Consider the following 12,469-nt stretch of genomic DNA (forward strand, 5'->3'; position numbering starts at 1 on the left):
GCAGCGCCCAGGGATGGGTTCACCGGGGGGCGCCTAGCTCGGTTCTGAAAATCCGCGTCCAGTGCTTCCCTGCCAGCAAACTAGCTAAAGAACTTGGCAGGGCTGGAATTAACTTAAGCGCGCTTGTAACGCCGTTACAATCGGCTGATTGGCATCCGGGAAGCGATACTCCGAGAGCTCCGCCACCGAAACCCAAGCCAACTCCTGTCCCTCAACGCCACGCTCTATCCCATCAAACTCGGTAACGCACCAGGTATCCAGGAATACCTGCTTGTCTCCATAATCGTGGCGGACTTCGATTAACGGCTCCATCGCCTTCACATCAATATCGAGCTCTTCCTTCAACTCGCGGGTCATGGCCTGCTGTATGGATTCATCGGCTTCGACCTTGCCACCGGGGAACTCCCAGCGTCCCCCCATGTGCAGGTGTTCAGGACGCTTGGCCAGAAGAATACGGCCATCAGCGCCAAGGATTACACCTACCGCCACATGAATATGCTTGATCGCTGCCCCCCCCATCAGGTGCGGTACTCCGCATTGATGGTCACGTACTCGTGGGAGAAATCACAGGTCCAGATATGCTCGCAGGTATCACCCCGCTGCAAATCCACGGTAATGGTAAATTCGGACTTGTCGAAGACCGCCTGTCCCGCCTCCTCGGTGTAACCGTCCGCACGACCACCCGCATCCACGATCTGCACATCGTCGAGAAAAATGGAAATCTTACCGGTATCCAGATTCTCCAGCCCCGCATTACCGATCGCCATTACCAACCGGCCCCAGTTGGGGTCAGAAGCGTAAAGTGCAGTTTTGACCAGCGGTGATTCGCCAATTTCAAAGGCAGTGCGCAGGGCCTCCGCGGAATTTCCCGCGTTGTTGACCTGTACCGTGACAAACTTGGTCGCGCCCTCACCGTCTTTCACGATGGCCTGTGCAAGCGCGATATGTACCTCAACAATCGCCGCCTTCAACTGTGCATAAGCCTCGCTGTTAACGTCACCAATCACCTCTCCGGTGGCGCCGCTGGCGATCAGCACACAGGCATCGTTGGTGGACGTATCACCGTCCACACTGATGCGATTAAAAGACGCGGCAACCGCTTCCTTCACCAGAGTATCCAGTATCAGCTGGGGGATTGCTGCATCGGTCGCCACATACGCCAGCATGGTCGCCATATTCGGCTGGATCATGCCGGCGCCCTTGGCGATGCCCGCAATGGTGATGGTTTCACCGGCAATCTCGACCGTCCTGCTCGCAGTTTTCGGGCGTGTATCCGTGGTCATGATCGCCTGCGCCGCAGCCTGCCAGGCATCGGACTGCAACCGGGCAGCGGCGGCGGGGATCGCATCCAGGATTCTCTGTACCGGCAGATGCTCACCGATCACACCGGTGCTGAACGGCAGTACCTGAGTAGGCTGAATACCCAGGGCCTGTGCTACGCCCTCGCAGCAGCGGTTGGCATCTGCCAGGCCGCGTTCACCAGTGGCGGCGTTGGCGTTGCCCGCATTGATGAGCAGCGCGCGTATATTGCCGGCGGCAATATGTTTGCGTGCCACCAGTACCGGCGCCGCGCAGAACGCATTCTGGGTGAAGGTCGCAGAGACACTGGCACCCTCGGCTACTTCGATTAACAGCAGATCGTCGCGTTGCCAGTTTTTTATCTTCGCCGGCACTGCAGAAAGGCGAACACCGGGAATTTGCGGCAGGGACTGCGCCATGTTTTTCACCATGTTGAGATGATTCGGATATTTGAAAGGAACAGAATTATATAAACGGCGAACGGAAAACAAAAAGGCCCGCAATCTATGCGGGCCTTTTTGTTCTGTCAGCCTGGGCTGATCAGGACGGAGTGGAAGAAGTCAGCTTGCCGTGACACTGCTTGTACTTCTTGCCAGACCCACAGGGACAGGGATCATTGCGGCCTACTCGAGGACCGCGTCGCGCGGGCTCCTGAGCGGCCTCTGTCTGGGCTTGGGTCTCAGCTTCCGGGATCGCGGATGCCTGTGCATGCTGAAGCTCGAGCTGCTGGCGACGCTGGGCTTCCAGGCGGCGCTGCTCCATCTCTTCCATCTGCTCACGGGTCATCGGTTCTACATGGGCCAGTACGCGGATAACTTCGTGCTTGAGGTTATCCAGCAGGCTCTGGAACAGGTGGAACGACTCGCGTTTGAATTCCTGCTTGGGGTTCTTGTTAGCGTAGGCGCGCAAGCCGATACCCGCGCGCAGGTGATCCATGCTGGAGAGGTGCTCTTTCCACAGCTGATCGAGTACCTGCAGCATCACCTGACGCTCGATGGTAGGCATCAGGTTTTCGTCACCGGTGCTCTCCGCAATACGCGCCAGCTTGTTCTGGTAGGCCTGCTGGGATTCTTCGACAATCTTCGCGCGCAGGCTCTCCTCGTGCAGGGTGCGGTCTTCGTCCAGCCACTGCTGAACCGGCAGTTGCAGGCCCAGTTCCGCCGCCAGTTGCTGTTCCAGCGCAGGAATATCCCACTGTTCTTCGACGCTCTGTGGCGGCACATGGGTAGAAATCAGCTCGTTTACCACGTCGTCGCGGATCGCGGTGATGGTGTCGCTGATGGAGTCCGCTTCGAGCAGTTCGTTGCGCTGGGAGTAGATCACCTGACGCTGGTCGTTGGCCACGTCATCATATTCCAGCAACTGTTTGCGGATATCGAAGTTGCGACCTTCTACACGGCGCTGTGCTTTTTCGATGGCATTGGACACCATGCGGTGCTCGATGGCCTCACCGCGCTCCATGCCCAGCATCTGCATAAAGTTCTTCACCCGGTCCGAGGCGAAGATACGCATCAGGTTGTCTTCCAGGGACAGGTAGAAGCGGGTCACACCCGGGTCGCCCTGACGGCCGGCGCGACCACGCAGCTGGTTGTCAATCCGGCGGGATTCGTGGCGCTCGGTACCGATGATGTGCAGGCCACCGGCCTCGATCACAGTCTCGTGGCGTTTCTTCCACTCGTCCTTGATCGCGTCGATTTCTTCATTGCTCGCCTCGCGGCCTTCGCGTTGCTGCAGCTCTTCGACTTCCGCTTCCCAGTTACCACCGAGCACGATATCAGTACCGCGGCCCGCCATGTTGGTGGCGATGGTGACGGTACCCGGGCGGCCGGCCTGGGCGATGATCTGCGCTTCTTTCTCGTGGAACTTGGCGTTCAGCACCTGATGCTCGATCTTCGCTTTCTGCAGCATGCGCGACATCTCTTCCGAGGTCTCGATGGAGGCAGTACCCACCAGAATCGGCGCTTTCTTGTCGCGGCAGTATTTGATGTCCTCAATGATCGCTTCTAGCTTTTCATCCTTGGTGAGGTACACCAGGTCGTTCAGGTCGTCGCGCTGCTTGGGCTTGTTGGTGGGAATTACCACCACGTCCAGGCCATAGATCTGACGGAATTCGAACGCTTCGGTATCTGCGGTACCGGTCATACCGGACAGTTTGGGGTAGAAGCGGAACAGGTTCTGGAAGGTTGTGGAAGCGAGAGTCTGGCTCTCGCTCTGGATCTGAACGTTTTCCTTCGCCTCCAGCGCCTGGTGCAGGCCCTCGGAGAGACGGCGGCCAGGCATGGTGCGGCCGGTGTGTTCGTCGATCAGTACCACCTGACCGTTCTGCACGATGTAATCCACATCTTTGTGGAACAGCACGTGCGCGCGCAGCGCGGCATTCACGTGGTGCAGCAGGCCGAGGTTACCCGGCGCATAGAGGGATTCGTCTTCTTTCAGCAGGCCGCCGCGGGTCAGCAGATCCTCGATCAGCTGGTGGCCGTCTTCGGTCATCTCCACCTGACGGGTTTTCTCGTCCACGGTGTAGTGGCCTTCACCGCCTTCTTCACCACGCTCAAGCTGGGGAACCAGCTTGTTCATGGCCATATACAGCTGGGAGGAGTCCTCTGCAGCGCCGGAGATAATCAGCGGGGTACGCGCCTCGTCGATCAGGATGGAGTCGACCTCATCCACAATGGCGAAGTTCTGTGCGCGCTGGGTACGATCTTCCTTGCGCAGTACCATGTTGTCGCGCAGGTAGTCGAAGCCGAACTCGTTGTTGGTACCGTAGGTGATATCTGCCTGATAAGCGGCCTTTTTGTCTTCCGGGTGCTGCTGGGATACCACGATACCCACGGTGAGACCGAGGAACTCGTAGACCGGACGCATCCAGTTGGCATCGCGGCTGGCGAGGTAATCGTTCACGGTAACGATGTGGACACCCTTGCCTTCCAGCGCATTCAGGTAGGCAGGCAGGGTTGCCACCAGGGTTTTACCCTCACCGGTGCGCATTTCTGCAATATGCCCTTCGTGCAGGGTCATACCGCCGATCATCTGCACATCAAAGTGACGCATACCGAGCGCGCGGTCACTGGCTTCGCGCACTGCAGCAAAGGCCTCCGGCAGGATCTGGTCGAGAGTCTCACCATCCGCAAGGCGCTGTTTAAATTCTTCTGTCTTGGCTTTTAGCGCAGCGTCATCCAGCGCCTTGTACTCATCTTCCAGCGCATTGATCTTGGCGACCACCTTGCGCATACGCTTGAGTTCCCGGTCATTTTTTGAACCGAAGACTGTTTTTATCAGTTTGCCAATCATTATTCAGAAACCACATTAATGCTGAGTGTGCCCCGCCCTCCCTGATTCAGGGGGCGGCGCGAAAGGGTGCAAGTAAACAGGAAGGCGCCAACGCCCGCAACCATTCAACGCCAACCGCCGGGCCCTGATGAAGCACAGGGCGCCAGACGATGCAGCGTTTCGAGCGCTGCCGCGCAATGATAGAGGATAGTTGTTATCTGCCGGTTCGGCGGATATAGGTGGCGGGGTCTACAGGACGGTTGTTCTTGTAGACTTCAAAATGGACATGAGGGCCAGTAGAGCGACCGCTCGACCCCATCAGGGCAATGATCTGCCCCTTCTTCACGATATCGCCCAGCTTGACCTTGAGCTCGCTATTGTGACCATAGCGTGTTTTGTAACCGTTGCCGTGGTTGATTTCCACCAGCTGGCCGTAACCGTAGCGATCTTCCGCCCAGGTCACCACGCCGGCAGCAACAGATACCACGTCGGAGCCATTCTTACCGGCGAAATCCACACCCTTGTGCCAGGAGCGACGACCACTGAACGGATCGGTGCGGTAACCGTAGCGGGATGACATCCAGCCGCGGGTAATCGGGCGCCCGGCAATGAACTGCTCGTCCTGCAACTGACGGCGGGCCATCAGAGAGTCCAGGGTGGAGAGCTGCATCTGGCGGTCTTCGATCTGATCCGAGAGGTCGCCGATGACTTCGAGGAATTCCGGGGGCTGGTAGGGGAGTTCGCTGGCGCCGCTGATGCCTGGGTCCTCCGGACCACCGACCGCGGGTACGCTGCCGAACTGGAACTCACCTTCGTCCAGCTTGGCAATAGTGGTGAGACGCTCACCGAGGGCATCCAGTCGGGTCAACCGCGCTTGCATCTCCGCAAGCTTGACCGTGAGTGCGGTAAGCTGCTCACGCGCCTGCTGATCGGCGTCATCGATCTGTTCCTGCTGCTTGCGCAGCGCCTTGCTCCATGCCTTGACCGCACGGGCATCGAAAACGTCGGATTCAGCAGTGGGCAGATTGGCACCCAGCCACAGGGCACCCACGGGCAGGCCCAACAGGCAGAGGCTGAGCAGCGCTTTGCTAAGCCCTCCAAAGTTGAAGCTGCGGGAGACACCTCCACGCTCATTGACGAGAATAATTTTCATATCAGGCGTGCAAGAATTGCGACATTATTTGTTTTATTTGGTTTAGTCACCGGGCCGGCTTTTGACGGCATCGAACCGGTGCGGGACTGTCGCTTCCTGCTGTCCCAGGGCCATCCCCATGGCCAGTGGTTGTCAGCACCTTATCCAAGTTACTGACTACCGGAACCTACTGCGCGCCCGATAGGGGCACGTAAAAAAGCCGGCAATTTCTGTGCCGGCTTTTGCGTCTGCGCCTCTTACACCGCCAGAATCGGCTTGACGTAAGAGATAGGCGCTTCCTGTTCGTCCTCGAAAGTCACCATTTCCCAGGCGTCTTCCTGCGCCATCAGGGTGCGCAAAGACTTGTTGTTCAGTGCATGGCCGGATTTGAAGGCCTTGAACTCACCGATCACGCTGGTACCCAACAGGTACAGGTCACCGATGGCATCGAGAATCTTGTGCTTGACGAATTCGTCTTCATAGCGAAGACCGCCTTCGTTGAGAATCCGGTACTGGTCGATAACAATCGCGTTATCCACACTGCCACCCTGCACCAGGCCCTTAGAGCGCAGATATTCGATTTCGTGCATGAAACCGAAGGTGCGCGCGCGGCTCACTTCCTTGACGAAGGAGGTGCTGGAGAAATCCACCGAGGAGCTGAGGTTGCGCCCCTGAAATACCGGGTGGTCGAAATCGATGGTGAAAGACACCTTGAAACCATTGAAGGGCAGGAAGCTGGCAACCTTGTCGCCCTCTTCCACCGTAACCGGCTTCTTTATACGCAGGAATTTCTTCGCAGCAGACTGCTCCTGAATCCCCGCGGACTGGATCAGGAATACGAATGGGCCGGCACTGCCGTCCATAATCGGAACTTCCTGGGCGGAAAGCTCGACGATCGCGTTGTCGATACCCAGACCAGCCATGGCAGACAGCAGGTGCTCAACAGTGGCAATGCGCACATCGCCTTTCACCAGAGTGGTGGAAAGCAGGGTGTCGCCCACGTTTTCAGCACGCGCTTCAATCTCAACCACCGGATCCAGATCGACCCGACGGAATACGATACCACTGTTTACCGGCGCCGGTTTGAGGGTCAGAACGACCTTTTTACCGGTATGCAGGCCAACACCAGTGGCTCGAATGGCATTTTTGAGAGTGCGCTGTTTGATCATCTATGTCTTGGTTCCCATTCGGTGAGCTGCGCACGAACCGCAGCGAGCCGGCGATAGTAACAGAAAATAAACGCCAAAACTACAAATAACGACCCGGTCATCCTTGTAGTCCAGGGCAGGGCTTTTCAGCTCTCATCCCTGTAAGCATAGCCCAGTGCGAGGACTGTAACGCCAACCTAGCGCACAGGAATGCCTTTAATTGTACGACCTGACCTATCAGCCGGTGATTAAAAAATGTTAACCCTGAAGCCAAAACCCATTAGTCAGGGCACTGGTCACGATTTCTGGCACTGTTCTGATGCCACTGAGGGTCGGAATAACCGGTACGGGAACCTGAAAAAGGTTTTCGACTGACGATTCCCTTTCTCAATGAATGCCCGCCTTTAACTGCAATGCCGTGAAATGACATGCATTGAATTGAAACAGTTCAGAGCAGTACCCCAGATTGTGCAGCGACGGGCTGAACACATCCTGAACGGGGTACTTCTCCTGGTGGCAGCTTCCCTGCGTCCACAACTTCATCCTGGCCCGGCGATGTCGAGAGATCGCGCCCTTGGAGGACACGCCCCGACATCGCACACCGGAGCGGGCGGAGACCCGGCCTGGCCGGCCGGGTGTAGACATGAGCAGATGTTTCCGCCCCACGACTCCGGTGGGTGCGGGACGGAATCAGTCTGCCTGGCGACGCAGGAATGCGGGAATATCGAGGTATTCCATATCCTGATCAGCCGGGTTTAGTGGCGGCATGGACCGCGCAGGGCGCTCCTTCTCCACCCGGCTACCACGCACTTCCTGGGTGTCACGGGCGGCCTCTGCCGGTGCGGCCGGACGTGCCGCTTCACGGCTCTCCGGGCGACGGGCGGTGTTATCCACAACCTTGGTGGGACGGGCAACCTGGGCGGTGGCCTCGCCAAGACCGGCGGCAACCACGGTCACGCGCATTTCATCACCCAGCTTGTCGTCGACCGCGGTGCCGATCACCACGGTGGCGTCGTCGGAGGCGATCTCCTGAACGATCTGGCCCACTTCTGAGTATTCACCCAGGGTCAGCTCCTGGCAGCCACCCTCTTCACTACCGGTGATGATATTCACCAGAATACCGCGGGCACCCTGCAGGTTGACGTTGTCCAGCAGCGGGCTGCGAACCGCTTTCTCAGCAGCTTCACGCGCACGGTTCTCACCGATGGCGGCGCCGGAGCCCATCATTGCCATGCCCATTTCAGACATCACGGTGCGCACGTCGGCAAAGTCCACGTTCATGATGCCCGGGCGAATCATCAGGTCGGCAATGCCCTGCACTGCGCCCAGCAGTACGTTGTCCGCCTCTTTGTACGCAGCCTTCATGGTGATCTTGTTGCCCAGCACTTCCAGCAGGCGATCATTGGGGATGGTAATCAGGGAGTCGACCTTGTCGCGAAGCTCGAGAATACCGTCTTCGGCAACTGTGGCGCGCTTGCGACCCTCGATCATGAACGGGCGGGTCACTACGGCAACAGTGAGGATGCCCAGATCCTTGGCGATTTCTGCAACGATCGGTGCACCACCGGTGCCGGTGCCGCCACCCATACCCGCGGTAATGAAAACCATATCCGCACCGGTCAGTACTTCCGCGATGCGCTCGCGATCTTCCAGTGCGGACTGGCGACCCACATCAGGATTAGCGCCCGCACCGAGGCCACGGGTAATGGTGTTACCCAGCTGCAGGATGGTCTGTGCCTCAACATCCTTCAGCGCCTGCGCGTCAGTGTTCGCGCAGATGAAATCCACACCATTCACTTCGCTGGCGATCATGTGCTTGACGGCATTACCGCCACCGCCACCAACACCAATCACTTTAATGACAGGCTTGTCCTGTACGCTATCTACGAGTTCGAACATTGCTGTTCCCCTTTTTTGCTCATGTCCAAATTTTAATTATCGATCCCGGTAATTATTTTCTGAATCAGAGGTTGCCTCTGAACCAGTGTTTGACCTTGTCCCACCACTGGTTTTCGCTGCGCTGAACCGTGGAGTTCTTACTGCCCTTGTTGTCTTCCACCTTGATCGCATACATCAACAGACCAACACCGGTGGAATAAATCGGATTGCTGACGATATCGGTCAACCCCGAAATTCCCTGCGGTACCGCGAGGCGCACAGGCATGTGGAAAATTTCCTCGGCCAACTCTACAGCGCCTTCCATTTTTGAAGAACCGCCGGTGAGGACAATTCCCGCTGCACACAGGTCTTCAAAGCCACTGCGTCGCAACTCCGCCTGAACCAGGGTGAAAAGTTCGTCGTAACGCGGCTCCACCACTTCCGCCAGCGCCTGACGGGAGAGATCCCGTGGTGCACGATCGCCCACACTGGGCACCTTGATGGTTTCCCCTTCGCGCGCCAGCTTGGCCAGGGCGCAAGCATATTTAATCTTCAGTTCTTCCGCGTGCGGCGTAGGTGTGCGCAATGCCATTGCAATATCATTGGTGACCTGGTCACCGGCGATAGGAATTACCCCGGTGTGGCGAATGGAACCGCCGGTAAACACAGCGATATCCGTGGTGCCGCCACCAATATCCACCATGCATACGCCCAGCTCTTGCTCGTCATCGGTCAGCACTGCATAGCTCGAGGCCAACTGCTCGAGAATGATGTCTTCCACTTCCAGACCACAGCGGCGGATACACTTTTCGATATTCTGTGCCGCATTTACCGCACCGCTCACCAGGTGAACCTTGGCTTCCAGGCGCACACCGGACATACCCAGAGGCTCCTTGACGCCCTCCTGGCTGTCGATCAGGTATTCCTGCGGCAGGGTGTGCAGGATTTTCTGGTCCGCCGGAATCGCTACCGCACGCGCGGCATCGATCACCCGATCCAGATCCTGCTGAGTAACTTCGCGGTCCTTGATCGCCACGATGCCGTGGGAGTTCAAGCTGCGAATATGACTTCCGGCAATCCCCGCATAGACAGAGTGAATCTCACAGCCAGCCATCAGCTCCGCTTCCTCAACCGCGCGCTGAATGGACTGCACCGTGGATTCGATATTCACCACCACGCCCCGCTTCATACCCGTGGAGCGATGAGAACCGATACCGACGATATTCAGTTCGCCGTCTCCGGTCACTTCACCGACAATCGCCACGACCTTGGATGTACCGATATCCAGACCGACGATCATGCGTGGTTCAGTTGTTTGTGTCATTGGATTTTCAACCTCGCTGGACGAATGCGCCGATCCACATTGAGCATGTCAGATCAGGGCCGGGCCCAGCTTTTTATCTGCCTGTTTTGTTGTCAGTTTTCTTTTGTGTCTTTTTGTTTCCATTGCACCGCAACTGCATTGTTATAGCGGGTATCTACACCCACGATTTTCTGCAGATGCGGCGCCAGTACACCGCGCGTCAGACTGAGGAAGCGATCCACTCGCTCCAGCAGTTCATCGTGCCCCAGCTGTAAGCGGATACCGCTCACCAGCTCGAGCTGCCAGCCCGCCAGATCGTCAAACGACAGGCGGCGCACTTCCATATCTTTTGTGGTGAGCAGCCCGGCCAGCGCCTGGTACTGGGCCATAATCCGCTCCACCAGTTCCGCATCCCCGGCAAGTTCCGGCAGACGCAGTTCCTTCATGTTTTCAGGTCTTGGCAAAAGCTCACCGCTGGCGATCAGCAGCTGGTCTCCGCCCCAGATAGCGAGAGGCTCGGCCTCTTCCACTACCACCTCAACACCGTTGGGCCAGCTGCGGCTGACCGAAGCATTAACAATCCACGGGTTGGCCATCAGTGCCTCCCGCATCTCGCTAATATCCAGCGAGAAAAACCCTTTGCGCAAATGCGGTAGCAGGATGTCTTCAACCTGTGTTTCCGTCACCGCGCGAAACGGTGCTTTTACCCGTACATTTTCCAGCGCATCCACACGGCTCAACTCTACCGCTGGAGCCTGTTGCCACAACCAGCGAGCGCTGTAGCCGAGCCCCGAGCCCACCAGCAGCAGGAATGCGACTGCCAGCAACAGCCGCAGCGGGCGCAGGCCCTTTTCCTCGTTCGGGTCCGGCAGCGCGCGAGCCCCTCGAGGCGCCGGCTTGCCGCGACCTTTTTTTTGCTGCTGTACCTTTTTTTCTCTCGCCACGTTTACGCTTCGCTAAACGGTCATCGGGACCGATTACTGATCCGATCCGGGCTTGTCACCGAGCCGCCATTCCGACAACTGCTGAGCAAGGCCACCGACATTGCCGGCACCCTGGGTGAGGACGATATCGCCGGGCTCCAGCAGATCCGCCAGTACCGGAGGTACCTGCTCTACCTTTTCCACAAAGATCGGGTCTATCTGGCCGCGGTTGCGGATACTGCGCGCTAGCGTACGGCCGTCCGCGCCAGGAATTACCGCTTCACCGGCGCTATATACATCCAGAAGAACCAGTTTGTCGACCTGAGAAAGCACCTGTACAAAATCTTCGAACAAATCCCGCGTGCGTGTGTAGCGATGCGGCTGATAAACCATCACCAGTCGACGCTCGGGCCAACCATCGCGCACGGTTTTGATGGTCGCCGCCACTTCGCGCGGATGATGACCATAATCGTCCACCAGCATCACCGGTTCCGCATCGCTGGCGTCACTCACCGGGTACTCGCCGTAAATCTGGAATCGACGTCCGACGCCCTGGAATCCGTTGAGGCCCTCGCGAATAGCTGCATCACTGACCCCTTCTTCGGTCGCCACTGCGATCGCAGCCGTCGCATTCAGAACGTTGTGGATCCCGGGGGTATTCACACATACATCCAGCACGCTGCCATCCGGTCGGTGCACATTAAAGAAACTGCGCAGCGGCTCCTGGCGCACATCAGTAATGCGAAAATCATTGCTCTCTTCAAACCCGTAGGTCGTCACCGGTCGCGCCATACGCGGAATCACTTCCTGCACATTGGCATCATCTCCACAGACCACGGCCAGGCCGTAAAACGGCAGGTTGTGGATAAAGTCGATAAAGATCTGCTTGACCTTTTCGAAGTCCCCGCCGTAAGTCTCCATATGATCCGCATCGATATTGGTCACCACGGTGACCATCGGCTGCAGGTGCAGAAACGAGGCATCGCTCTCATCTGCTTCAGCCACCAGATAGCGGCTCTCGCCCAAGGCGGCGTTGGCACCGGCGCTGTTCACCAGCCCACCGATCACAAAAGTGGGATCCTTGCCATCAGCGGCAAAGATCGACGCGATCAAGCTGGTGGTGGTGGTCTTACCATGCGTACCAGCTACCGCAATTCCGTAGCGGTAGCGCATCAGCTCACCGAGCATTTCCGCGCGACGCACCACGGGAATACGATGGTCCCGCGCGGCGATCAACTCCGGGTTATCCCCGTAAATCGCAGACGAGTTGACCACTACATCCACATCGCTGACATTTTCTGCACTGTGCCCAATCAGCACCTTGATACCCAGACTGCGCAGACGCTCGGTCACCTTGCTTTCGCGCAGGTCGGAACCGGAAACTTCGTAGCCCTGGTTCTGCAAGACTTCGGCAATACCGCTCATTCCCGCACCGCCAATACCAATAAAGTGGATGCGGCGAATACGACGCATGGCAGGTACGTGGTAGCGACGGTCGCCGTTATCAGTCATATTT

Annotated in this window: 9 protein-coding genes; all 9 read right to left on the bottom strand. The window is 57.7% G+C overall.

All coding sequences use genetic code 11. From position 1 onward, the window contains the following. Positions 1-108: 108 nt before the first annotated feature. The gene (mutT, locus tag B4U49_RS16370) at positions 109-519 is read right to left on the bottom strand and encodes an 8-oxo-dGTP diphosphatase MutT (protein WP_078085685.1); all 411 of its coding nucleotides are present in this window, start codon (positions 517-519) and stop codon (positions 109-111) included. Beyond that, on the bottom strand, positions 519-1,718 hold the full coding sequence (argJ, locus tag B4U49_RS16375; RefSeq protein ID WP_078085750.1) for a bifunctional glutamate N-acetyltransferase/amino-acid acetyltransferase ArgJ: 1,200 nt from the start codon (positions 1,716-1,718) through the stop codon (positions 519-521). Before argJ ends, mutT begins: the two co-directional genes overlap by 1 nt. A 121-nt stretch (positions 1,719-1,839) precedes the next feature. After that, entirely contained in the window at positions 1,840-4,590 is a 2,751-nt protein-coding gene (gene secA, locus B4U49_RS16380) for a preprotein translocase subunit SecA (protein WP_078085686.1), read from the bottom strand. 193 nt (positions 4,591-4,783) lie between these two features. Then, positions 4,784-5,722 carry a M23 family metallopeptidase gene (locus tag B4U49_RS16385; RefSeq protein WP_078085687.1) on the bottom strand — a complete coding sequence of 313 codons (939 nt, stop codon included), beginning with the start codon at positions 5,720-5,722 and terminating at the stop codon, positions 4,784-4,786. Positions 5,723-5,958: 236 nt separating this feature from the next. Beyond that, complete coding sequence (gene lpxC, locus B4U49_RS16390; protein ID WP_066966379.1) at positions 5,959-6,870, bottom strand: UDP-3-O-acyl-N-acetylglucosamine deacetylase; 912 nt, start codon at positions 6,868-6,870, stop codon at positions 5,959-5,961. Positions 6,871-7,539: 669 nt separating this feature from the next. Then, entirely contained in the window at positions 7,540-8,748 is a 1,209-nt protein-coding gene (ftsZ, locus tag B4U49_RS16395; RefSeq protein ID WP_078085688.1) for a cell division protein FtsZ, read from the bottom strand. A gap of 64 nt (positions 8,749-8,812) precedes the next feature. Next, positions 8,813-10,051: a cell division protein FtsA gene (gene ftsA, locus B4U49_RS16400; protein WP_078085689.1), complete on the bottom strand. Its 1,239-nt coding sequence runs from the start codon at positions 10,049-10,051 to the stop codon at positions 8,813-8,815. A gap of 92 nt (positions 10,052-10,143) precedes the next feature. Next, positions 10,144-10,974 carry a cell division protein FtsQ/DivIB gene (locus tag B4U49_RS16405; protein WP_078085690.1) on the bottom strand — a complete coding sequence of 277 codons (831 nt, stop codon included), beginning with the start codon at positions 10,972-10,974 and terminating at the stop codon, positions 10,144-10,146. A gap of 33 nt (positions 10,975-11,007) precedes the next feature. Then, positions 11,008-12,465, bottom strand: a complete 1,458-nt coding sequence (gene murC / locus B4U49_RS16410; protein WP_078085751.1) for a UDP-N-acetylmuramate--L-alanine ligase — start codon at positions 12,463-12,465, stop codon at positions 11,008-11,010. Positions 12,466-12,469 lie beyond the last annotated feature (4 nt).

It is taken from the genome of Microbulbifer mangrovi, assembly GCF_002009015.1.
Lineage (GTDB): Bacteria > Pseudomonadota > Gammaproteobacteria > Pseudomonadales > Cellvibrionaceae > Microbulbifer > Microbulbifer mangrovi.